Origin of the sequence: Pseudomonas sp. PI1 (assembly GCF_000812405.1) — a bacterium.
Taxonomy (GTDB): domain Bacteria; phylum Pseudomonadota; class Gammaproteobacteria; order Pseudomonadales; family Pseudomonadaceae; genus Pseudomonas; species Pseudomonas citronellolis.
In genome coordinates this window covers 37,678-60,012 of sequence record NZ_JWMC01000017.1, presented here as the reverse complement: position 1 = coordinate 60,012, position 22,335 = coordinate 37,678, and the positions used below count along the sequence as shown (strand labels likewise).

Genomic DNA, 22,335 nt, shown 5'->3' with positions numbered 1-22,335 from the left:
GCGCAGGGCGCGCTCCTACAAGGGCGCGCTCCTACAAGGGTGCGGTGTGGAGGCAACCGTAGGATGGCGTTGAGCGCAGCGATACCCATCGCCACGGCCATCGCCGCGGCCGCATGGGTTTCGCAGGCTCAACCCATCCTACGAAGCGCCGTCACTGCGCCACGCCGTCCTGGCTCATCAGGATGGCATTGGCCAGCTCCATGTCGCTGCGCTGCTGCAGTTCCGGATGATCGCTGCGCAGGCGCTGCAATGCGGCTTCCAGGTACGGGCCGCGGATGGCGCCGTCGCTGGCCACGTAGCTGCCGGCGTCGTCGCGGGCGGCGAGGATCAGCTTGTGGTCGTGCTTGAAGGTCAGGTAGGTCGAGGCGGTGGTGGCCCCGGAGGAGATGATGTCGCGCCAGAAGCCGTCGGCCATGGCCGGGGCCAGGGGCAGCAGGGTGAAGACAGCGAGGATGCCGGTCAGTTTGAACATGCGCATGGGAGTTTCTCCTCCGTAGGTCCGCATACCTTTCTGAGCGCTCGGCGCTGCCAGGGGTTCCGGTTATCTGGATGACCGGTTCGCGGTTGCGTTGGTCCCATCTTGGGACTAACATGTGCCGATGAAAATCATCGCCATCGGCAACCTGCGCGATTTCTGGCTGGCCCATCCGGACGCGGAGCAACCACTCAAGGCCTGGATCGATGAAGCCAAGGCCGCGACCTGGAGCCAGCTGGGCGACATCAAAGCCAGGTATGCCAGCGCGAGCATCCTCAAGAGCCGCCGGGTGGTGTTCAACATCAAGGGCAACGACTATCGACTGATCGTCGCGGTTGCCTACCGGTTCGGCGCGGTCTACATCAAGTTCATCGGCACGCACGCGCAGTACGATGCCGTCGACGCGAATACCGTCGAGATGGAGTGAGAGAGCATGCGCATTCGACCTATCCATACGCACGAGGACTACAAGGCCAGCCTCAAGGAACTGTCCGCCTACTTCGACGACGAGCCGGAGCCCGGCACCCCCGAGGGGGATCGTTTCGAAGTGCTGTTGACGCTGGTCGAGGCCTACGAGGCCAAGCACTACCCGGTCGAGGCGCCGCACCCCATCGAGGCCATCAAGTTCCGCATGGAGCAGGGCGGCCTGACCGTCAAGGACCTGGTGCCCTCGATTGGCCAGCCCAACCGCGTCTATGAGGTGCTGTCCGGCAAGCGCAGCCTGACGCTGCCGATGATCCGCAAGCTGCACCGCAACCTGGGGATTCCCGCCGAGAGTCTGATCGCCGAGTACGCCTGAGGCGAGCGCACTGAAAAGCCCGCTGCCCCGTGAAGGGCTGCGGGCTTTTGCGTGTCCGGGGAGTGCCGTTCAGCGTTCGCCGGCCAGCAATGCACTGGCCAGCTCCATGTCGCTGCGCTGCTGCAACTGCGGATAATCGCTGCGCAGCCGCTGCAGCTCGGCCTCCAGCCAGGGGCCGCGGATGGCGCCGGCGCTGGCGACGAAGCTGCCGGCGTCCTCGGCCAGCGGGCCGACCAGCTTGTGGTCGTCGCGGCTGGTGAGGTAGCTGGAGGCGGTGGTGGCGCCGGTGGACAGCACGCCGCGCCAGAAGCCGGCGTCTTCGGCCTGGGCGGCGGCGAAGGGGAGGGTGGACAGGGCGACGGCCAGGGCCGCTCCGGGGATACGCATGGGTGCTCCTTGGGTGACTGCGTTCGCGTCCCCTCAGAGTGCGTGCCCGCCGGCGAGTTCCGGAGCGCCTGGTGGAATCAGGCGCTTCCGGGCGGCACCGTCATTCTCCCTTCAGCGCCGGGTCGTCGGGGTTCTGCTGTTCCAGCTCGGCCAGTTGCATCTGCACCTTCTCCAACTGGCCGATCTCGCGCAGGTAGGCGATCAGCGCCAGGCGCGCGTCGCGGTTGGCCGGGTGGCGTTGCAGCAGTTGCTCCAGCTGGCGGCAGGCGGCGTCGGCCTGGCCGCTGTCGTGCAGGCCGATGGCCAGGATGTAGCGGAACTGGGCGCTGTCCGGGGCCAGGCGCACCGCTTCCTGCAGCTCCTTGAGCGCTGCCTCGCGCTGGCCCTGGCGGATCAGCGCCAGGCCCTGGGCGTGGTGCAGCAGGCCGGACTGCGGGTGGCGCTTGAGCGCGCCGTCCAGCAGCTGGCGGGCTTCGTCGGGGCGCTGGCGGGCTTCCAGCCACTGGTAGAGGCTGACCAGCGCCGGGAGGAAGTCGGGGTCGCGCACCAGGGCCGCGCGCAGCGCCGGTTCCACTTCGGCGTCGCGGCCGGTGACCTGGTAGAGCATGGCGCGGTTGAGGTTGGACTCGGCGCGCTCGGCCAGGCTCAGCTGGACCTCCTCGTATTCCTTCAGGCCCTTGGCCAGCGGCGCCTGCAACCCGGCGCGCACCTCCGGCGGCAGTTGCGCCAGTTGCCAGGTGGCGGAGAGGCGCACGGCGCGCAGCGGGTCGTCCAGCAGCGGCGCCAGCAGCAGCGCCTGGCGCGGCGGGCTGGCCAGGGCGGCGACCGCGCCGATGGCGGCGTTGCGCACCAGCGGGTCGTTGTCCTTCAGGCCCTGGGCGGCCAGTTCCAGGGAGCGCGGGCTGGGATAGGCGGGCAGTTCGGCGAGCAGGGTGGCGCGGCGGATCGCCGGCAGGTCGCTGCTGGCCAGCAGCAGGTGCAGCGCCCGCGAGGCGCCGGGCTGGCCGTTGCGGGCCTTCCACAGGGTGTCGTCGTAGCGCGGCACGGCGCCGGCCGGCTTGGCGTCGCTGGCGTACCACAGGCGGAACTGCTCGCTGACCTTGGAGGCGCTGTCGCGGTGGCAGCCCATGCAGGCGTCCGGCGCGCCTATCTTCTGCGCGTGCTGCGGGTCGGGGATGCTGAAGCTGTGGTCATGCCGGTAGTGGTTGACCATGTAGTACTTGCCCGGCATGTGGCAGGACGTGCACTGCGCGCCAGGCGTGCCGCTCTGGTGGTGGTGATGTTCGGGCGAGTCGTAGTTCTTCGCCAGCAGGCCCTTGCCGTCGATGCCCGGGCGCACCGGCTTGCCGGCCGGGTTGTGGCACTGCAGGCAAAGGCCGTTGCCGGCGATCTTCACCTGGCCGCTGTGGGGGTTGTGGCAGTCGGTGCACTTCACGCCCTTCTCGAACATCTTGCTCTGGGTGAAGGAGCCCCACTCGAAGACCTCGTCCTTGATCTTGCCGTCGATCTGGTACAGCTCGCGGGTCAGCAGGCTCGGCAGGTAGTCGTCCATGAACCGGTGGCGGTGCTGGAAGCCGTCGCCCAGCGGCGCGCGGCGGGCGTGGCAGCGCGCGCAGTTCTCCACCAGCTCGCTGGCGGCGGTGCTGGCGGCCAGCGGCTTGTCGAAGCCGCGGCTGGCGTTGCCGTCGGGTTTCTTCGCCCATTCCAGGTGGCGCGAGGCCGGGCCGTGGCAGGCCTGGCAGCCGACGCCCAGGCTCTGCCAGTGGCTGGCGAAGGCGTTCTTGTCGGCGTCGAAGTTGCGCTTGAACTCGGTGGTGTGGCACTCGATGCACATGAAGTTGGCGTTCTGCGTCGGGCGCGTCCAGTGCAGCTCGTCCTTGAAGTCGATGCGCTGCCCGGGGTTGAGTTCGAACCAGCGCTGCTTCTGGGTATCCCAGGCGACGCCGAGGGCCTGCAGGCGGCCGCCGGGGTATTCCAGCAGGTACTGCTGCAGCGGCGCCACGCCGAAGGTGTAGGCCACCTTGAAGTCCGCCGGCTTGCCGTCGGCGCCCGGGGTGTTCACCCAGAATTCCTCGCCCTTGCGGAAGAAGCGGGTGCTTTCGGCCTCGCCCTTGAACCTGGCGTCGGCGAAGTCGCCCAGCACGTTGGCTTCGTTGGCCACCTGCATCGCCTTGTGGTGATGCGAGCCCTGCCAGTCCTGGAACTGGCCCTGGTGGCATCCCTGGCATTGCTGCTCGTCGACGAAGTCGGCCTTCGGCGCCTCGGCCACCACGGGTTTCGCCGGGGGCGCGGGCGGGCTCGCGACGGGCAGCGACGGGGCGCTGTGCTCGACGTACCACCAGGCGCCCGCGCTGGCCAGCAACAGCACGGCCACCAGCGCTGCAGCCAGGCGCCGCGCCAGGCGGGGAGGGGAAGCGGGTCGGGCCGGTGCGGCCCCTTTGCGGTCTTTCTTATGGGCAGGCTTCTGCATGCGACGTCCGTTGTTCGGGCAGCCATGTATCACGGTGGCAGCAGCTTCAGTGACTGCCGGGGGTATGTCAAACCCGGTTCCGCCGCAGTGGCGGCGGCCCCTCGAAAGGATGAGGCGCGGTCAGGGCTGGCGGATGGCGGCGACCCGGGCGCTGTCCACCTTCACCGCCGGGTTGCCGAACTGCGCCGTGAGGTAGTTGACCAGGGTGGCGATCTGCTGGTCGTCGAGCGCGCCGGCGAAGCCTGGCATGAACACCTGCTGCCCGGCGCTTTCGCGGTGCACGCCGGTGAGCACGACCTGCACCAGGTTGTCCGGCTGCTGCGCGCCCACCGTGGTGTTGTGGCTGAGCATGGGGTAGTAGGCGTCCTGCGTGCCCTGGCCGTTCCAGCCGTGGCAGCTGGCGCAGTTGCCGAGGAACAGCAGGGCGCCGTCGTCGCGGCTCCGGGCATCGAAGTCCTCGCCGCGCAGCGTCACCACGTCGTCGGCGGGGCCGCCCCAGGCGAAGCGCGGCTTGCGCTCGCCGTCGCCGACCGCCCTGACGCTGCGCAGGTAGCTGGCGATGGCCTGCAGGTCGTCGGGCCGCAGGTACTGAAAGCTGTGCTCCACGGCCTCGGCCATGGGCCCTGCGGCCTGGGCCTTGCCGGGCAGACGGCCGCTGCGCAGGTACTGCACCAGCTCGGCGTCGCTCCAGCCGCCGATGCCGGCGTGGGTGTCGCTGGTGATGTTGTAGGCGTACCAGCCGCCCAGGGCGGCGCCGGCGAGGTAGCCGCTGCCCTTCTCGTCCAGGGCCTTCTCCTGGAAGGCCAGGCCGCGCGGGGTATGGCAGGTGCCGCAGTGGGCCAGGCCCTGCACCAGGTAGGCGCCGCGGTTCCAGGCCGCGCTCTGTTTTGGGTTGGGCTGGAAGGGCCGGTCGTCGTGGAACAGCGCGTTCCAGATGGCCAGCGGCCAGCGCATGTTCAGCGGCCAGGGGATGTCGCTGTCGCGGTTGGCCTGGGCCACGGCCTCGACGCCGCCGCGCAGGAAATAGGCGTAGAGGGCCTGCATGTCCGCGTCGCCGATCTTGGCGTAGGCGGTGTAGGGCATTGCCGGGTAGAGATGCAGGCCGCCCCTGGCCACGCCTTCGCGCAGGGCGCGGGCGAAGTCTTCATAGCTGTAGCTGCCGATGCCGGTGCGTGGATCGGGGGTGATATTGCTGGAGTAGACCGCGCCCAGCGGGGTGGTCAGCGCCAGGCCGCCGGCGAAGGGCTGGCCGCCGGGCGCGGTGTGGCAGGCGGCGCAGTCGCCGGCGCGGGCCAGGTATTCGCCGCGCTGCAGCAGCTCGGCTGGCGCAGGGTCCAGGGCCGGGGCGGCCTGGGCCAGGCAGGGCAGCAGGAGGAGGGCGGCCAGCAGGCGGGCGGACATGCTCAGGCCTCCCCTTTCAGGCGCTCGGCCAGGCGCAGGGCGAGGGCGGCGAGGCTCAGGGTGCAGTTCACCGAGCCCACCGTGGGCATCACCGCGCTGCCGGCGATGAACAGGTTGGAGTGGTCATGGCTGCGGCAGTCGCGGTCCACCACCGAGTCGCCGGGGTCGTCGCCCATCAGCGTGGTGCCGGCGATGTGGTTGTTGTTGGCGAAGCTGTCCTCGAACTGCACTTCGCTGCCGCCGAGCAGCCTGGCGGCATGGGCGTAGACCTCGCGGGTGTGCACCGCGCTGCGGCGCACGTAGTCGTCCATGGCGTAGGTGAATTCCGGCTTGGGGATGCCCAGGGCATCGCGCTCGCTGGCGCTGGGTACGATGCGGTTCTCCGGGCGCGGGAGGATTTCGTGGAAGCTGTCGAAACGCACGAAGCGCGCCGCATGGTCGCGGATATGCGCTTCCAGCTCGCGGCCGAGCAGCAGCGGGCCCTGGCGGATCAGCTCGGCGGCCACCTGGTCCACCCGCGAGAGGTTGGACAGGTGGATTTTCTTCGCCGCGTACTGGCTGCGGAAGGCGCCGTCGCGGAAGCCGACCATCGAGGTCATCTCCTGCGGCCCGCGCCCGGGCCAGAGCTTCTCGCTGGCGTAGAAGCGCACCGCGGTGCCGGGGTGGTCCATGAGGTTGCGGCCGACCATGCCGGAGGCGTTGCCGACCTCGGACATCAGCATCAGCTTGGGCGTCTCCACGCCATTGGCGGCGAGCACGAAGACCTTGCCTTCGACTCGCGTCTCCTCGCCCTGCGGGTCCTTGCAGAGGGCGGCGACTATGCGTCCGCCATCGCCCTTCTCCAGCTTGAACACCACGCTGTTGTCCAGCAGCCGGGCGCCGGCGGCCTCGGCCTTCTCGACGTGGACGATGCCGTTGTACATGGCGCCGACCGGGCAGATCGGCATGCAGTTGTTGTTGCCGCAGCAGGTCGGCCGGCCGTCGAAGGGGCGGCTGTTGCGCGCCACCGGCTCGGTGACCACGCGGTAGCCGTTGGCGTTGAGCACGTCCTTCACCCGCTGCTCGTTCCACGACAGCGGCAGCGGCGCCATGGGGTAGGCCTGGCTGCGCGGCGAACCCAGCTCCTCGTCGGCCGGGCCCCAGACGCCGAGGGCTTCTTCGGCGCGCTGGTACCAGGGCTCCAGCTCCGCATACTCGAACGGCCAGTCGCGGCCGACGCCGTACAGGCTCTGGAGCTTGAAGTCGCTGGGCAGGAAGCGCCAGGCCGAGGCCGCCCAGTGCCAGGTGGTGCCGCCGACCACCCGCAGGTACTGCACGTCGTAGGGGTGTTCGCCCTTCTGCACCAGGTAGTGGTTGTCCGGGTGGTACTGCGGGTGCGGCGCGTGGGCCATGGACGGGTAGGGCGCCTGGTTGTCGGACTTGTCGGCCTGGTTGCGGAAGCGCTCGACGATCTCCCAGCGCGACAGCCGCGGGCCGGCCTCGAGGATCAGCACGTCCTTGCCGGCCAGGGCCAACTGGTGGGCGACCAGGGCGCCGGCGACGCCGGAGCCGACCACCACGTAGTCGGCGCTTTGCGTGTCGGCCATGCTCAGGCCCCCCGCTCGACCGGTTGCGCGGCCCAGAAGCCCGGCTGGTTGCTGCAGTAGCTGCGCGGCAGCAGCACGTCGTCCACCGCGCGGAACATCAGCGCGCTTTCATAGGCGACCACGCTGAGGTGGTCGTCCTCGCCCACGTAGCCCAGGTACCAGGCGGCGAGCATCTGCCGCGCCAGCCACTGCTGGCGCTCGCTCCAGCGCTGCGGGCCGTCGCCCAGGCGCGCCTGCAGCTCGCCCAGGCTCTGGGCGAGGGCGGTGTCGCGCTGCGCCAGGGCCAGGTACAGGCGCTGGCCGATGCGTGGGTCGAGGTTGCTGCGCCCGGTCAGGCGCTGCGACAGCGTCATGAAGATCGCCAGTTCCGCCTCGGCCTGGGGCGTCAGCGCGGCCCAGGCCAGGGCCGCCGGGCCCAGCAGCAGGCCGCCGGCCACGGCGCCGCCGCAGGCCATGGCCAGCAGGCGCCGGCGGGACAGGGAAAAGCGTGGCTGGTCTGGCATGCGGACCTCTCGTTCAGCAGGCAGCGGCGGCCCGGGGCCGCGGCGGGATCACGGGGTTATGGGCTGGGTCGGGCCCGGCCTTCTGGCTTATCGTCGGCGCGCTCCAACCAAGGGTGGCGATACGCGGGCCTGCCCCTTAGTATTGCGGCATCTCGCGATTCTGCAGGGCGAAAGTGCCCGCGCCGAACCTTCGGCGTGCCTCGCGGACCTCTCTACGACACGGGTTTTCCATGAAACAGTACCTCGACCTGATGCGCCACGTGCGCGAGCACGGCACCTTCAAGAGCGACCGTACCGGCACCGGCACCTACAGCGTATTCGGCTACCAGATGCGCTTCGGCCTGGGCGAAGGCTTCCCCCTGGTGACCACCAAGAAGTGCCACCTGAAGTCGATCCTCCACGAGCTGCTGTGGTTCCTCAAAGGTTCCACCAACATCGCCTACCTGAAGGAAAACGGCGTCTCCATCTGGGACGAATGGGCCGACGAGAACGGCGACCTCGGTCCGGTCTACGGCTACCAGTGGCGCTCCTGGCCGGCGCCGGACGGCCGCCACATCGACCAGATCGCCAATCTGATGGACATGCTCAAGCGCAATCCGGACTCGCGCCGCCTGATCGTCTCGGCCTGGAACCCCGCGCTGATCGACGAGATGGCCCTGCCGCCGTGCCACGCGCTGTTCCAGTTCTACGTCGCCGACGGCAAGCTCAGCTGCCAGCTGTACCAGCGCTCGGCGGACATCTTCCTCGGCGTGCCCTTCAACATCGCCAGCTACGCCCTGCTGACGCTGATGGTGGCGCAGGTGGCCGGCCTGCAGCCGGGCGACTTCATCTGGACCGGCGGCGACTGCCACCTGTACGCCAACCACCTGGAACAGGCCGACCTGCAGCTGAGCCGCGAGCCGCTGCCGCTGCCGACCATGAAGCTCAACCCCGAGGTGAAGGACCTGTTCGACTTCCGCTTCGAGGACTTCGAGCTGGTCGGCTACGAATCCCACCCGCACATCAAGGCGCCTGTCGCCGTCTGACCGCCCGCCTCTTCGTCCCCGCCCACATGGCGGGGGCCTTCCTCCCGTTCCGCCCTTGCCCAGGAGCGGACTCCGTCCGCGATTCGCGCGCAGGGCGCGCTCCTACATGGGAATGGCGTGGAGGCGTAGCGTAGGATCTTATCCGCGAACCGCGCCGGGACGTCCGGCTATCGCGGACAAGGTCTGCTCCTACGGTTCCAGGAAGCACGGCTTTTCGTAGGATGGCGTTGAGCGAAGCGATACCCATCAGCGCAACTGCATGGGTATCGCAAGCTCAACCCATCCTACGAAAAGCACCTCGACGCAGACAGTTGCTCCTACGTTGTTTTCAATCGCGCCAAGGTGCTGGGCTCTTCGTAAATACTGCCCGCCGCTGCGCTATCCATTCGATTGGTAGTGCTTCATTTCGCATAGCGATACAAGGTTCCGCCTGATCGTGGCGGCTTGCTATGCTGCCCCGATCGCCCGTCGCTGTCCGGACGGCCCCACTGCGCTTGCGCCGCGCCATGCCCTTGCGCCGAACAACGATAACGACGGGGAAATGTCATGCAGCCTTTCAGCTTCGCCACCACCGCGCAGATCCTTTGCGAGAGCGGTTCCGCCGTCCGCCTCGGCGCGCTTTGCCGGGAGCGCGGCGCCGACCGCGTGCTCATCGTCAGCGACCCCGGAATCACCCGCCTGGGCCTGCTCGACGGGGTGCTGCCGGGCTTCGCCGCCGCCGGGGTGGCGGTGCAGGTGTTCGACCAGGTGCTGGCCGACCCGCCGGAGGCGGTGGTCCTGCAGGCCGCCATGCAGGCGCTGGAGATGGGCGCGCAACTGGTGGTCGGCTTCGGCGGCGGTAGTTCCATGGACGTGGCCAAGCTGGTCGCCCTGCTGGCCCACCCGCAGGCCAGCCAGGCCCTGCCGGAGCTGTTCGGCGTGGGCAATGCCCGCGGCCCGCGGCTGCCGCTGATCCAGGTGCCGACCACCGCCGGCACCGGCTCGGAAGTCACCCCCATCGCCATCGTCACCACCGGCGCCACCACCAAGAGCGGCGTGGTCAGCCCGCACCTGCTGCCGGACTTGGCCCTGCTCGACGCCGACCTGACCCTCGGCCTGCCGCCGGCGGTGACCGCGGCCACCGGCATCGACGCCATGGTCCACGCCATCGAGGCCTATACCAGCAAGCTGAAGAAGAACCCGCTGTCCGACCTGCTGGCCCGCGAGGCCCTGCGCCTGCTGGCACGAAACCTCGATGCAGTGGTGCACGACGGCGCCAACCGCGAGGCGCGCCAGGCCATGCTGCTGGGCGCCTGCCTGGCCGGCCAGGCCTTCGCCAACGCGCCGGTGGCGGCGGTGCACGCCCTGGCCTACCCGCTGGGCGGGCATTTCCACATTCCCCACGGCCTGTCCAACGCGCTGGTGCTGCCGGAGGTGATGCGCTTCAATGCGCCGGCCGCCGCCGCGCTGTATGCGGAGCTGGCGCCGCTGTTGCTCGGCGAGCGCCTGCGCCCCGGCGACCGCGACGGCCTGGTCGGGCAGTTCATCGACGAGCTGGCGGACCTCAGCCCACGCTGCGGCCTGCCTTCGCGCCTGCGCGACGCCGGGGTGCCGGAGCACATGCTGCGGCTGTTGGCCAGCGACGCCATGCAGCAGCAGCGCCTGCTGGTCAACAACCCGCGCGAGGTCGACGAGGCCGATGCCCTGGCGATCTACCGCGCCGCCTACTGAGGACGACATGAGCGAACACCCCAGCCGCGCCGACTACCGGCACTTCCAGCCGATCACCACGCGCTGGCACGACAACGACATCTACGGCCACGTGAACAACGTGACCTACTACGGCTTCTTCGATACCGCGGTGAACACCTACCTGATCGAGCAGGGCGGACTGGACATCCACGACGGCGAGGTGGTCGGCTTCGTGGTCAGCTCCAGCTGCGACTACTTCGCCCCGGTGGCCTTCCCCGAGCGCATCGAGGTCGGCCTGCGCGTCGGCAAGCTGGGCAACAGCTCGGTGCAGTACGAACTGGCGGTGTTCCGCCAGGGCGAGGACCTGGCCTGCGCCGCCGGGCGCTTCGTGCACGTCTTCGTCGAACGCGCGGGCAACCGGCCGGTGGCGATCCCTGCCGGCCTGCGCGAGGCGATGCAGGCGTTGCTGGTGGATCGAGGGGCAGGTTGATTCGCGACGGCGTTGCCGGTTAAAACGCTGTGGCGAAATCTACAGACAGGGATGAAACGTGAAGCGGCTTCGACAATGGAGATCGACCCGGGGTGTCTTGCTTGCCGGGATACTGGGCCTTTCCGGCTGCATGGCCGTGCAGGATGTCATCCTCGGGAACTATAGCTACGACCCTACTCGCAGCAAGGCTGCCAACATCACCGATGCGGGCAAGATGACCGTTCTCAAGGACGCAGAAGTGCCGCCAGCGCTACGTCCGTTCATCGATGGCCCGGGCCTGGACTGGGGGGCAATCGATGGTGCCCAGGCATGGCCGAACTATGCGATGCTCGACTTGACCCCGCTATTGATCGGCATGGGTTACGGCTTTCACGTGGAGAATTACCAGCGTGATGCCATCCTGGCATGGGTGCCCAGTGAACTTGCCGCGACTCCGCAAGAGGCTCAGCGCAAGTTGGTCGATACAATCACTCGTGGGTTCACCGAGGCCTTCGATCGGGCGGGGATGCGCTATGTTGACCGCGGCACCTACGAGTCCGATGGGGAGATCTTTGGCATCGGTGATCCGAACATCAACAAGGTGATCCTCTTCGAGTCTCACGAGATGGGGTGCGATCTCGCCGGTGCGCCCCTGGTAGAGGAAAACTTCAAGCGCCTGTGCAGCATCAGCTTTAGCGTCCACAAGGCCGCCGGGCTTTACCCGACGCCGGACTTCCTCCATGCCAATCCTTCAGGGCAGAGCTACCTGTTCTCCAACTGGGGAGACTTTGACGGTAACCGGGTGAGGGTGAATCTTTCGTTGACGGCGGGCGATTCCGGGATCAAGCCGCGCAAGATGCAAGTGCTACAGAGGGTCAGTGCCGAGTTGCCGGAGTGGGTTGCCATCTACGTTGCGCAGGACGAGCGCAACGGCACCCCCAGAGTGCTATTTAGCCAGGGACGCTCAATGTTTTTTGTTCGCTGAGCGCCTGAGAAGAAAAACCGTAGGGCGAATAACCGTTCGCGGTTATCCGCCGTTTCACTTGGCTCATGCCTGGTTTCGTGGTTGAACTCGGAGCGCCCGGAAGAGGTGCTCCGTGTCCGAACCCGAAGCGCGGCTGGGAACGAGGTCAAACGGCGGATAACGCCGTAGGCGTTATGCGCCCTGCACCCAACCTCCAATCCGCCGTTTCACCTACGGCCAGGGGCTCCAGCCACCATGAAAAACGCCGTTTCCTCTCCGGGAGGAAACGGCGTTTTGCGTGGCCTGTGCGGCTGAAGGCTCAGTCGCGGTGTTTGTGCCGGCGCTTGTGCTTATGCTTGTGGCCGCTGTCGTGATGATCCTTGTCATCGGCCAGCGAGCTGCCCACCGCGCCGCCGGCCGCGCCGCCCAGGCCGGCGCCGATGGCCGCGCCGGTGGAGCCGCCGACCTTGTTGCCCAGCACCGAGCCGCCGGCCGCGCCCAGGCCGCCGCCGATGGCGGCCTCGGTCTTCTTGCCGTCCTTGGCGCCCATGGCGCCGCCGGCCGCACCGCCGACGCCGGCGCCGATGGCCGCGCCGGTGCTGCCACCCAGGGCGCCGCCGACGACGTTGCCCAGGGCGCCGCCCAGGCCGCTACCGACCGCCGCGTTGGTGTTGTCGCCGGCCAGGGCGTACTGGCTGGCGACCAGGCCGAGGGCCAGGGCCGAGAGAGTCTTGCGCATGTTCGAACCTTTCAGGAGGGAAGGGGGTGGAAGCATTGTTCCGAACGCAAAACAGCCGGACAAGGGTGTCCGGCTGAGCTGCGGGGTTTATCGCGGGGCGCCTGCCCTGGGTCAATCCCAGTGCTTGTGGTGGCGATGGTGCTTGTACCAGCCGCGATGACGGCCACGGTCGTGCCAGTGGTGGCGGTCGTCGTAGCGGGCGCGGCGGTAGCCGCGGTAGTCGTCGTCATCGTCGTGGCGGTTGTTGTCGGCATAGTGGTTGCCCAGGGCGCCACCGCCGCCGCCGCCCAGGGCCGCGCCGATCAGGCCGCCGGTGCTGCCGCCGATCTTGTTGCCGATGACCTGGCCGCCGGCTGCGCCGAGGCCGCCGCCGATGGCCGCTTCGGTCTTGTTGCCGCGGCGGGCGCCGACCGCGCCGCCGGCCGCGCCACCGACACCGGCGCCAATGGCTGCGCCGGTGCTGCCGCCGACCGCCTGGCCGACGACGGTACCCAATACCCCGCCCAGGGCGCCACCGACGCCGGCACGGGTGTCGCCGTCCGCGAAGGCGGAACCACCGACCAGCGCAAGAGACAACAGGAGCATCGAGGAGTACTTCATAGAGAGGTTCTCTGTGTGGATGTTGGCGCCGATGCTGCTGTTGTGCGAAGGCGCTTACAAGCCTCTGCCGACGAGTGACGCGACTTTCATCAAAAAACGCAAGTATATGATTTAAGAACAGAACTTTTTCTATTTCGGGCTGTCAGAATGACATTCCGAGGGTACGGAATTCGCGTGTTTTTCTCACAAAATGCTGTTGCAATGATGGCATTTCACGCGATGGGGAAAAAGGCGAAAGCCGATTCCGTAGACCAGCCTCGGCTCTTTCCCGTCGAATTTTCCGGATGAATGACTCGGGCGTACAACCGTGCGGGGTCGCACGCCCGAGACCGTCAGAGGATGCGGCTGTCGTCCCGGGCGTTTTCCAGGCGCACCGCGACGAACTTCGAGGTGGGGGTGAAGCTGCCTTCGCCGTGGCTTTCCAGCGGCACCAGCGGGTTGGTCTCCGGGTAATAGGCCGCTGCCTGGCCCGCGGGGATGTCGAACGCCAGCAGAGTGAAGCCGCTGACCCGCCGTTCCACGCCATCGTCCCACAGGGAAACCATGTCCACCTTCTGCCCGGGTTCGAAGCCCAGCCGGCGGATGTCCGCCTCGTTGGCGAAGACCACCTCGCGCTGGCCGCGCACGCCGCGGTAGCGGTCGTCCAGGCCGTAGATGGTGGTGTTGTACTGGTCGTGGGAGCGCAGCGTCTGGAGGATCAGGTCGGGGCGCTGGCCGGTGCGCCGCACCTGTTCCGGCAGCAGGTCCTCGGGCAGGGGCGCGGCGCTGAAGTTGGCCAGGCCGCTGGCGGTGTTCCAGCGCCGCTCCCGGGCCGCGTTGCCCAGGTAGAAGCCGCCCGGGTGCTTGACCCGCTGGTTGAAGCCGGCGAAGCCGGGGATGGTGTCGGCGATCAGCTCGCGGATGCGGTCGTAGTCGGCGATCAGCGTGTCCCAGTCCACCGGGCGGTTGCCCAGGGTGGCCTTGGCCATGCCGGCGATGATCGCCGGTTCCGAGCGCATCTGCGTCGACAGCGGCTCCAGCTGGCCGTAGGAGGCGTGGAGCATGCTGAAGGAATCTTCCACTGTCACCGCCTGCGGGCCGCCGGCCTGGCGGTCGACGTCGGTGCGGCCGAGGCAGGGCAGGATCAGCGCGTCTTCGCCGCAGGTCAGGTGGCTGCGGTTGAGCTTGGTGCTGATGTGCACGGTCAGCGCGCAGCTCGCCAGGGCGCGGTGGGTGCGCGGGCTGTCCGGCGTGGCCTGGGCGAAGTTGCCGCCCAGGCCGATGAACACCCGCGCCTTGCCTTCGAGCATGGCGTTGATGGCTTCCACGGTGTTGTGGCCGTTGTGCCGCGGCACCTGGAAGGCGAAGCGTTTCTCCAGGGCATCGAGCAGCGCCGCCGGCGGCCGGTCGTTGATGCCCATGGTGCGGTCGCCCTGCACGTTGCTGTGGCCGCGCACCGGGCACAGGCCGGCGCCGGGCCGGCCGATGTTGCCGCGCAGCAGCTGCAGGTTGACCACTTCCTGGAGGGTCGGCACCGAATGGCGGTGCTGCGTCAGGCCCATGGCCCAGCACATGATCACGCGCTCGGCGCGGCGGTACATGGTCGCCGCCGTCTCGATCTCGGTCAGGCTCAGGCCCGACTGGCGCTCGATGGCGTCCCAGGCGGTGGCGTCCAGCTCGGCCAGGTAGGCCTCGAGGCCATGGGTGTGTTCGGCGATGAAGGCGTGGTCGAACACCGCCGGCTCGCCCTTGGCCTGGGCCTCGCGCTCCCACTGCAGGAGGAACTTGGCCATGCCGCGCACGGCGGCCATGTCGCCGCCCAGGGCGGGGCGGAAGAACGCGGTGTTCAGCGGCTCGGAGCCGTTGGTCAGCATCTCCAGGGCGTGCTGCGGGTGCTGGAAGCGCTCCAGGCCGCGCTCCTTGAGCGGGTTGAAGGCCACCACCTGGGCGCCGCGCTTCACCGCCTCGCGCAGCGGTTCGAGCATGCGCGGGTGGTTGGTGCCGGGGTTCTGGCCGAACACGAAGATGGCGTCGGCGTGCTCGAAGTCGTCGAAGGTGACGGTGCCCTTGCCGACCCCGACGCTTTGCCCCAGGGCCACGCCGCTGGCCTCGTGGCACATGTTCGAGCAGTCCGGGAAGTTGTTGGTGCCGAAGGCGCGGACGAACAGCTGGTAGAGGAAGGCCGCCTCGTTGCTGGCCCGGCCGGAGGTGTAGAACTCGGCCTGGTCGGGGCTTTCCAGGCTGTTCAGGTGCTTGGCCACCAGGGCGAAGGCCTCGTCCCAGGTCACCGGGACGTAGCGGTCGCTGGCGCGGTCGTAGCGCATCGGCTCGGTCAGCCGGCCCTGGTACTCCAGCCAGTAGTCGCTCTGCTCGCGCAGCGCGCTGACGCTGTGGCGGGCGAAGAAGGCGGCGTCCACGCGGCGCTTGGTGGCTTCCCAGTTCACCGCCTTGGCGCCGTTCTCGCAGAACTTCACCCGGCCGTCCTCGGGGGAGTCGCCCCAGGCGCAGCCGGGGCAGTCGAAGCCGCCGTTCTGGTTGGTCTTGAGCAGCGCGCGCAGGTTCTTCAGCGGCTGCTTGCTGTCCAGCCAGAAGCGCGTGACGCTGATCAGCGCGCCCCAGCCGGCTGCCGGGCCCTTGTAGGGTTGGTAACGGGGGTTGATCGGTTGCAGGCTCATCGGGATGTCGGGTGTCGGTGGGAGGCCGGCGCCGGGCTGTAGACCCGCGGCGCGTTGTGGTGGGGGAGGTGGACCAGGTTCAGCCGGTGCCCGCGCGCCCACTCGACGGTGAGCGCGCTGGGCGCGGACAGGCTGACCAGGGTGGCGATGCTGGCGCGCACGGCCTTTTGGATCAGCTCCAGGCTGCAGCGGCTGGTGACCACCGCGAAGCCCTCGCGGCAGTCCAGGCGTTGCTGCTTGAGCGCGCCTATCAGTTTGTCCAGGGCGTTGTGCCGGCCGATGTCCTCGCGGCACAGGACGATGCTGCCGGTGCCGTCGACATACAGCGCCGCGTGCAACGCGCCGCTGCGCTGCGCCAGGCTCTGCGCCTGCTCGATGCGCTGGCGCAGGCCCTGCAGGTGGGCCGCAGGCGGCAGCGGCGCCGGCTCCAGCGGGCGCAGTTCGGGCAGCGCCTGCTCCAGCGCTTCCACGCCGCACAGGCCGCAGCCGCTGGTGCCGGCCAGGCGCCGGCGCAGGCGCTTGAGCGCCCAGAAGGCACGGTTTGTGATCTGCACGTCGACGCTGACGGCGTCGGCGAGGCGCTTCAGGCGGATGTCATAGATGTCGTCGATGGACTCGACCAGACCGGCGCTCAGGCTGAAGCCGCGGACGAAATCCTCGAGGTCGCCGGGCGAGGCCATCATCACGGCCTGGCTCAGGCCGTTGTAGGCGATGGCCAGGGCCACTTCCTCGGCCAGCACGGCGCTGCCGGAAGCGGGCCCGCTGCCCAGTTCGGCATAGGCGTAGGCGCCCTCGGCTGCGGCATCCGCGGGCGCCGGGCGATCTGGCTGGCAAGGCATGGGGTGGGCACTGTATTCGAATAATGGCCCCAGCCTAAGCCTGGGGGCCGAGGGTGTCTAATCGGCTGCGCCTATGCCTTGATCGATGGCGTCTATCACGAGGCTGGGCGGGGCGTTCCGTCGGTTGCCGCCGGCTTTCGGACGACTCCTATCGTTGTCTCCCCGGGTGGCGTCTAGACTTCCTGGCGGCGCGGGCGGCCTGGAGCCGGCCGCTGGAACCGTAACCGCAAGGAGAAAGGACATGGGCATTCTGTCATTCGTTAAGGAAGCCGGCGAGAAGCTGCTGGGCGGCCTGCTGGGCGACAAGGCGCAGGCCGCCGATTCGCTGAAGGAGCACGTGGCCAAGGTCGGCCTGGGCAACCCGAACATCCAGGTCAGCGTCGAGGGCGACAAGGTGATCGTCAGCGGCGAGGCGGCCAGCCAGGAAGAGAAGGAGAAGATTCTCCTGGCCCTGGGCAACGTCGAAGGCGTGGCCGGCGTCGAGGACAGCATCAGCGTGCCCCAGGCGGCGCCGGCGGCGCGCTTCGTGACGGTGAAGAAGGGCGACACCCTGAGCGCCATCGCCAAGGCCGAGTACGGCAACGCCAACGCCTACATGAAGATTTTCGAGGCCAACAAGCCGATGCTCAGCCACCCGGACAAGATCTACCCGGGGCAGGTGCTGCGGATTCCGGAGTAAGGCGGGCAGGCGGGGGATCGATACCCTGTAACGGCGCTCTTCGTAGGATGGGTTGAGCGAAGCGAAACCCATGCGGCGGCGGTGATGGGTATCGCTTCGCTCAACACCATCCTACGACGGTGTTCTTCCTACAGGCCCTCGATCAAGGTGCGGTAATCCTCTACCGCCGCGAACTCCGCCGTGTCCTTCGCTCCCTGGCGGCTGTCCGGCTGGCGTACCGCCAGCAGGTGGGCCACGCCGAAGGCGCGGGCGCTGCGCAGGATCGGCAGGCTGTCGTCGATGAACAGGCTGCGCGCCGGCTCGAAGCCGAAGTCGGCGTGCAGGGCCTGCCAGAACTGCTGGTCTTCCTTGGGGAAGCCGTAGTCGTGGGAGCTGATCAGGCGGTCGAACCAGGGCGCCAGCTCCACCCGCTCCAGCTTCAGCGACAGCGAATCGCGGTGCGCGTTGGTGATCAGCGCCACGCGCTTGCCGGCGCCGCGCAGGGCGGCGAGGAAGGTATCGGCGTCCGGGCGCAGGGCGATCAGGTGCGCCACCTCGCGCTTGAGGTCGCGGACCGGCAGCTTCAGTTCGCGGCTCCAGAAGTCCAGGCAATACCAGTTGAGCTGCCCGGCGTTGTCGCGGAACAGCGGCAGCAGTTCGGCGTCGGCCTGCCCGCGGCTGATGCCGTGGTGCTCGGCGTAGCGCTGCGGCAGGTGCTCGAGCCAGAAATGGTTGTCGAAGTGCAGGTCGAGAAGGGTGCCGTCCATGTCCAGCAATACGCTGTCGATCCCGGCCCAGTCCAGGCGTGGCATGTTCTGCCCTGTCGCGAAGTGCCGTCCTGTCGCCATCGGGGCGCAAGGATCGGCACGGATTATCGGAAAAGGCGGGTATCATAGCCCACCCGGACCCGCCCCAGGAGTCGTCCCATGCGTCAGAAACCCGAGGTGCTCGCCCGCGAGATCGTCGCCAAGAGCCGCCTGTTCGCAGTCGAAGAGCTGCAGTTGCGCTTCGCCAACGGCGTCGAGCGGACCTACGAGCGCCTGGTGGGCAAAGGCCAGGGTTATGGCGCGGTGATGGTGGTGGCGCTGCTGGACGCCGAGCACGCCGTACTGGTGGAGGAATACTGCGCCGGCGTCGACGAATACCAGCTGTCGCTGCCCAAGGGCCTGGTGGAGCCGGGCGAGGACGTGCTGGCCGCGGCCAACCGCGAGCTGAAGGAAGAAGCCGGCTACGGCGCCGGGCAGCTGGAGTACATCACCGAGCTGTCGCTGTCGCCGGGCTACATGAGCCAGCGCATCCAGGTGGTGCTGGCCCGCGACCTCTACGCCGAAAGCCTGCCGGGCGACGAACCCGAGCCGCTGCGGGTGGACCGCATCAACCTGCGCGAGCTGTCCAGCCTGGCGCAGAACGCCGCCTTCAGCGAAGGCCGCGCCCTGGCCGCGCTGTACCTGGTGCGCGACATCCTGATCCAGCGTGGGGAGCTGCAGCTCTGATGCAAGACCTGATTCCATCCGTCGTGGCGCTGGTGCAGCGCGCCGGCGAAGTCATACTGCCGTTCTGGCGCAGCGAACTGAAAGTGGACGAGAAGGCCGACGCCTCGCCGGTGACCGCCGCCGACCTGGCCGCCCACCGCGTGCTGGAAGAAGGCCTGCGGGCGCTGGCGCCGGAGGTGCCGGTGCTGTCCGAGGAGGATTGCGCCATCGCCCTGGCCGAGCGCAGCCAGTGGTCGCGCTGGTGGCTGGTCGACCCGCTGGACGGCACCAAAGAGTTCATCGCCGGCAGCGAGGAATTCACCGTCAACGTCGCACTCATCGAGCACGGCAAGGTGCTGTTCGGCGTGGTCGGCATTCCGGCTACCGGCCGCTGCTACTACGGCGGCGCCGGCCTGGGCGCCTGGCGCCAGGACGCGAACGGCGCGGTCGAACCGATCAGCGTGCGCACCGCACCTGCCGAAGCCTTTACCGTGGTGGCCAGCAAGCGCCACTCCAGCCCGGCCCAGGAGCGCCTGCTGGCCGGCCTGGGCGAGCGCTTCGGCGACCTGGCGCTGGCCAACATCGGCAGCTCGCTGAAGTTCTGCCTGCTGGCCGAAGGCTCGGCCGACTGCTACCCGCGCCTGGCGCCCACCTCGCAGTGGGACACCGCGGCGGCCCAGGGCGTGCTGGAAGGCGCCGGCGGCGAAGTGCTGGACCTGCGCGGCGAAGCCTTCACCTACGAGGCCCGCGAGGATTACCTGAACGGCTCCTTCCTGGCCCTGCCGAAGGCGGCGGCCTGGCGCGACGAGCTGATCCAGCTGGCCCGCGCGCTGGATTGATTTCCCGCGCCCTGCGCACGAAATCGCTTCCCGTAGGAGCGGACCTTGTCCGCGATAGCCGGACACACCGGCGCGATTCGCGGATAAGATCCTCCTACGCCACGCCTCCGTGCCATTCCCATGTAGGAGCGCGCCCTGCGCGCGAAATCGCGGGCAGGGCCCGCTCCTACAGTTCAACATGAGGCATGGTGCTTCCCGTAGGAGCGGACCTTGTCCGCGATAGCCGGATACACCGGCGCGATTCGCGGATAAGATCCTCCTACGCCACGCCTCCGCGCCATTCCCATGTAGGAGCGCGCCCTGCGCGCGAAATCGCGGGCAGGGCCCGCTCCTACAGTTCAACTGAGGCATGGTGCTTCCCGTAGGAGCGGACCTTGTCCACGATAGCCGGACACACCGGCGCGATTCGCGGATAAGATCCGCTTGCTCCTACGCCACGCCTCCGCGCCATTCCCATGTAGGAGCGCGCCCTGCGCGCGAAATCGCGGGCAGGGCCCGCTCCTACAGTTCAACATGAGGCATGGTGCTTCCCGTAGGGGCGGACCTTGTCCGCGATAGCCGGATACACCGGCGTGGTTCGCGGATAAGATCCGCTCCTACGGGGCTGCAAGGGAAACACCCGTAGGATGGTGTTGAGCGAAGCGATACCCATCAGCGCAACCGCATGGGTTTCGCAGGCTCAACCCATCCTACGAAGAGCATCTCGGCGCAGCCGGCAAGACAGTTGCCCCTGGCAAGCGAAGCGGTTCGCGAGCAAGCTTGCGCCTACAGACAGATCATCATCGCCGTGACTTTCCATGCCTGAATTACCCGAAGTCGAAACCACCCGCCGGGGCATCGCGCCCTACCTCGAAGGCCAGCGCGTCAGCCGCGTGGTGGTCCGTGACCGGCGCCTGCGCTGGCCGGTGCCCGAGGACCTGGACGTGCGCCTGTCCGGGCAGCGCATCCTGCAGGTCACGCGGCGCGCCAAGTACCTGCTGCTGGAGGCCGAGGCGGGCACGCTGATCAGCCACCTGGGCATGTCCGGCAGCCTGCGCCTGGTGGAGTGCGGCCTGGCGCCGGCCAAGCACGAGCACGTGGACATCGAGCTGGAGTCGGGCCTGGCGCTGCGCTACACCGACCCGCGGCGTTTCGGCGCGCTGCTCTGGAGCCAGGCGCCGCTGGAGCACGAGCTGCTGCGCCACCTGGGCCCGGAACCGCTCACCGACGCCTTCGAGGGCGAGCGCCTGTACCAGCTGTCCCGCGGCCGCAGCATGGCGGTCAAGCCGTTCATCATGGACAACGCCGTGGTGGTCGGGGTGGGCAACATCTACGCCACCGAGGCGCTGTTCGCCGCCGGCATCGACCCGCGCCGCGAGGCCGGGAGCATTTCGCGGGCGCGCTACCTGAAGCTCGCCGAGGAGATCAAGCGTATCCTGGCCATCGCCATCGAGCGCGGCGGCACCACCCTGCGTGACTTCGTCGGCGGCGACGGCCAGCCCGGCTACTTCCAGCAGGAACTGTTCGTCTACGGCCGCGGCGGGGAGTTCTGCAAGGTCTGCGGCAGCACCCTGCGCGAGGTGCGTCTGGGCCAGCGCGCCAGCGTCTACTGTCCGCGCTGCCAACGCTGAGCGGGCGCTTTTCCGCTATTGCTATCGGGTGGTTCGCGAGCAAGAACTAGGCGTCCCCCCTCGCTCCTACGAAGAGCGGCCGCCTGTAGGAGCGAGCTTGCTCGCGAACCCTGCCCTGCACCCATAACAACAAGAAGGTCCATCGATGTCCGGCAACTACCTGCCCCGCAACCCTTTCGCCGAATGGCTCGGCCACGGCATGCTCAAGGCCGCCGGCTGGCGCATCGAAGGCGCGCTGCCGCCCCTCGACAAGTTCGTGGTGATAGGCGCGCACCACACTTCCAACTGGGATTTCATGCTGTTCCTGGCGGCCAAGTTCGTGCTGCGCCTGAACGCCCGCTGGTTCGCCAAGCACACCCTGTTCCGCCGGCCGTTCGGCGGCCTGCTGCGGCGCTGGGGCGGCATCCCGATCCAGCGCCACCTCAAGCTGAACACCGTGGAGCAGGCGGTGCAGGCCTTCCGCGACAGCCGCGAGATGATCCTGATCATCTCCCCCGAGGGCACGCGCAAGAAGGTCGAGCGCTGGAAGATGGGCTTCTACCACATCGCCCGCGGCGCCGATGTTCCGGTGGTATTGGCCGCGCTGGACTACGGCAACCGCCGCATCGTCATCGGCGAGCCGTTTTGGCCGAGCGGCGACGAGGCGGCCGACCTGCAGCGGATGCTGGCCTTCTACCGCCCCTTCGTGCCGAGGAAGCCGGAGCACGCCTTCCTCGGCGGTTGATGGCCATCACGCTGACAAGCCCTGTCGCGCTGATATAGTTAATGGCAGTCTGCCTGCCAACCCAGCATAAAAAAGGATTTACGCCATGAACCTGTTCCGCGCCCTGGCCGTCGTTCTGGCCCTGACCTTCGGTCTGTCGGCCGTTACCGCCCAGGCCTCCGACGCGATCAGCAACACCTCCAGCGGGGACCCGATCTACAGCACCGATTCGCCGCCGTTCTACAAGATGCTCGGCGACCTGATCATCGCCCGCCCGCTGCTGCTGGGCGCCACCGTGATCGGCACCGCGGCCTTCATCGTCAGCCTGCCGTTCACCGCCCTGGGCGGCAACGTCAAGGAAGCCGGCCAGGCGCTGGTGGTGGACCCGGGCAAGGCCACCTTCGTGCGCTGCCTGGGCTGCACCGAAAGCGGCTACAAGCAGGACTGATCCTGCGCGTCGGTACGCCGGCG

23 protein-coding genes are annotated in these 22,335 nt (G+C 68.4%); 12 read left to right on the top strand and 11 right to left on the bottom strand.

All coding sequences use genetic code 11. From position 1 onward, the window contains the following. Window positions 1-151: 151 nt before the first annotated feature. Window positions 152-478 (bottom strand): DUF2388 domain-containing protein, encoded by a 327-nt coding sequence (locus tag RN02_RS07925; RefSeq protein WP_009615124.1) that lies wholly within the window; start codon window positions 476-478, stop codon window positions 152-154. A 121-nt stretch (window positions 479-599) separates the two neighbouring features. Here RN02_RS07925 and RN02_RS07920 point away from each other — a divergent pair, with 121 nt between their 5' ends. Both RN02_RS07920 and RN02_RS07915 read left to right on the top strand, forming a co-directional pair. Then, window positions 600-902, top strand: a complete 303-nt coding sequence (locus RN02_RS07920) for a type II toxin-antitoxin system HigB family toxin (RefSeq protein ID WP_043314011.1) — start codon at window positions 600-602, stop codon at window positions 900-902. A gap of 6 nt (window positions 903-908) precedes the next feature. Continuing rightward, window positions 909-1,274 (top strand): helix-turn-helix domain-containing protein, encoded by a 366-nt coding sequence (locus tag RN02_RS07915; RefSeq protein WP_043314010.1) that lies wholly within the window; start codon window positions 909-911, stop codon window positions 1,272-1,274. A gap of 69 nt (window positions 1,275-1,343) precedes the next feature. Here RN02_RS07915 and RN02_RS07910 read toward each other — a convergent pair whose 3' ends face one another. The 5 genes from RN02_RS07910 to RN02_RS07890 all read right to left on the bottom strand — a co-directional run bounded on the left by RN02_RS07910 (window position 1,344) and on the right by RN02_RS07890 (window position 7,621). Further along, window positions 1,344-1,661, bottom strand: coding sequence for a DUF2388 domain-containing protein (locus tag RN02_RS07910; RefSeq protein WP_043314009.1), 318 nt, complete (start codon window positions 1,659-1,661; stop codon window positions 1,344-1,346). A 100-nt stretch (window positions 1,662-1,761) separates the two neighbouring features. Beyond that, window positions 1,762-4,131 carry a tetratricopeptide repeat protein gene (locus RN02_RS07905; protein ID WP_043314008.1) on the bottom strand — a complete coding sequence of 790 codons (2,370 nt, stop codon included), beginning with the start codon at window positions 4,129-4,131 and terminating at the stop codon, window positions 1,762-1,764. 120 nt (window positions 4,132-4,251) lie between these two features. Next, on the bottom strand, window positions 4,252-5,532 hold the full coding sequence (locus tag RN02_RS07900; protein ID WP_043314007.1) for a cytochrome c: 1,281 nt from the start codon (window positions 5,530-5,532) through the stop codon (window positions 4,252-4,254). 2 nt (window positions 5,533-5,534) lie between these two features. Then, the gene (locus RN02_RS07895; RefSeq protein WP_043314006.1) at window positions 5,535-7,118 is read right to left on the bottom strand and encodes a GMC family oxidoreductase; all 1,584 of its coding nucleotides are present in this window, start codon (window positions 7,116-7,118) and stop codon (window positions 5,535-5,537) included. 2 nt (window positions 7,119-7,120) lie between these two features. Further along, the gene (locus RN02_RS07890) at window positions 7,121-7,621 is read right to left on the bottom strand and encodes a sugar dehydrogenase complex small subunit (protein ID WP_043314005.1); all 501 of its coding nucleotides are present in this window, start codon (window positions 7,619-7,621) and stop codon (window positions 7,121-7,123) included. Between the two features lie 230 nt (window positions 7,622-7,851). On the opposite strand from RN02_RS07890, the gene RN02_RS07885 reads away from it, so the two are divergent. The 4 genes from RN02_RS07885 (at window position 7,852) to RN02_RS07870 (ending at window position 11,771) form a co-directional block, all read left to right on the top strand. Next, window positions 7,852-8,646 carry a thymidylate synthase gene (locus RN02_RS07885; RefSeq protein WP_043314004.1) on the top strand — a complete coding sequence of 265 codons (795 nt, stop codon included), beginning with the start codon at window positions 7,852-7,854 and terminating at the stop codon, window positions 8,644-8,646. A 546-nt stretch (window positions 8,647-9,192) separates the two neighbouring features. Next, window positions 9,193-10,356 carry an iron-containing alcohol dehydrogenase gene (locus RN02_RS07880; RefSeq protein WP_043314003.1) on the top strand — a complete coding sequence of 388 codons (1,164 nt, stop codon included), beginning with the start codon at window positions 9,193-9,195 and terminating at the stop codon, window positions 10,354-10,356. 7 nt (window positions 10,357-10,363) lie between these two features. Further along, a complete protein-coding gene (locus tag RN02_RS07875; RefSeq protein WP_043314002.1) occupies window positions 10,364-10,807 on the top strand; it encodes an acyl-CoA thioesterase in 444 nt (147 codons plus the stop codon). 58 nt (window positions 10,808-10,865) lie between these two features. Further along, the gene (locus RN02_RS07870; protein ID WP_152623734.1) at window positions 10,866-11,771 is read left to right on the top strand and encodes a hypothetical protein; all 906 of its coding nucleotides are present in this window, start codon (window positions 10,866-10,868) and stop codon (window positions 11,769-11,771) included. Between the two features lie 298 nt (window positions 11,772-12,069). On the opposite strand, the gene RN02_RS07865 is transcribed toward RN02_RS07870, so the two are convergent. The 4 genes from RN02_RS07865 to fdhD all read right to left on the bottom strand — a co-directional run bounded on the left by RN02_RS07865 (window position 12,070) and on the right by fdhD (window position 16,582). Next, window positions 12,070-12,489, bottom strand: coding sequence for a glycine zipper domain-containing protein (locus tag RN02_RS07865; RefSeq protein ID WP_043314000.1), 420 nt, complete (start codon window positions 12,487-12,489; stop codon window positions 12,070-12,072). A gap of 111 nt (window positions 12,490-12,600) precedes the next feature. Continuing rightward, a complete protein-coding gene (locus tag RN02_RS07860; protein ID WP_043313999.1) occupies window positions 12,601-13,089 on the bottom strand; it encodes a surface antigen in 489 nt (162 codons plus the stop codon). A 332-nt stretch (window positions 13,090-13,421) separates the two neighbouring features. After that, window positions 13,422-15,743 carry an FdhF/YdeP family oxidoreductase gene (locus RN02_RS07855; protein ID WP_043313998.1) on the bottom strand — a complete coding sequence of 774 codons (2,322 nt, stop codon included), beginning with the start codon at window positions 15,741-15,743 and terminating at the stop codon, window positions 13,422-13,424. Continuing rightward, window positions 15,740-16,582: a formate dehydrogenase accessory sulfurtransferase FdhD gene (fdhD, locus tag RN02_RS07850; RefSeq protein ID WP_043313997.1), complete on the bottom strand. Its 843-nt coding sequence runs from the start codon at window positions 16,580-16,582 to the stop codon at window positions 15,740-15,742. Before fdhD ends, RN02_RS07855 begins: the two co-directional genes overlap by 4 nt. 241 nt (window positions 16,583-16,823) lie before the next feature. On the opposite strand from fdhD, the gene lysM reads away from it, so the two are divergent. After that, complete coding sequence (lysM, locus tag RN02_RS07845; RefSeq protein WP_043269560.1) at window positions 16,824-17,261, top strand: peptidoglycan-binding protein LysM; 438 nt, start codon at window positions 16,824-16,826, stop codon at window positions 17,259-17,261. A 128-nt stretch (window positions 17,262-17,389) separates the two neighbouring features. Here lysM and yrfG read toward each other — a convergent pair whose 3' ends face one another. Beyond that, window positions 17,390-18,052 carry a GMP/IMP nucleotidase gene (yrfG, locus tag RN02_RS07840; RefSeq protein WP_043313996.1) on the bottom strand — a complete coding sequence of 221 codons (663 nt, stop codon included), beginning with the start codon at window positions 18,050-18,052 and terminating at the stop codon, window positions 17,390-17,392. A 114-nt stretch (window positions 18,053-18,166) separates the two neighbouring features. On the opposite strand from yrfG, the gene nudE reads away from it, so the two are divergent. From nudE to RN02_RS07815, 5 genes are all read left to right on the top strand, one after another. Continuing rightward, window positions 18,167-18,733 (top strand): ADP compounds hydrolase NudE, encoded by a 567-nt coding sequence (gene nudE, locus RN02_RS07835; protein ID WP_009615159.1) that lies wholly within the window; start codon window positions 18,167-18,169, stop codon window positions 18,731-18,733. Next, window positions 18,733-19,551, top strand: coding sequence for a 3'(2'),5'-bisphosphate nucleotidase CysQ (cysQ, locus tag RN02_RS07830; protein WP_043313995.1), 819 nt, complete (start codon window positions 18,733-18,735; stop codon window positions 19,549-19,551). Before nudE ends, cysQ begins: the two co-directional genes overlap by 1 nt. A 797-nt stretch (window positions 19,552-20,348) precedes the next feature. Next, on the top strand, window positions 20,349-21,161 hold the full coding sequence (gene mutM / locus RN02_RS07825) for a bifunctional DNA-formamidopyrimidine glycosylase/DNA-(apurinic or apyrimidinic site) lyase (RefSeq protein WP_043313994.1): 813 nt from the start codon (window positions 20,349-20,351) through the stop codon (window positions 21,159-21,161). A 145-nt stretch (window positions 21,162-21,306) separates the two neighbouring features. Further along, on the top strand, window positions 21,307-21,885 hold the full coding sequence (locus tag RN02_RS07820) for a lysophospholipid acyltransferase family protein (RefSeq protein WP_043313993.1): 579 nt from the start codon (window positions 21,307-21,309) through the stop codon (window positions 21,883-21,885). Between the two features lie 85 nt (window positions 21,886-21,970). Continuing rightward, the gene (locus RN02_RS07815; RefSeq protein WP_043269552.1) at window positions 21,971-22,312 is read left to right on the top strand and encodes a hypothetical protein; all 342 of its coding nucleotides are present in this window, start codon (window positions 21,971-21,973) and stop codon (window positions 22,310-22,312) included. The last annotated feature ends 23 nt before the right edge of the window (window positions 22,313-22,335 follow it).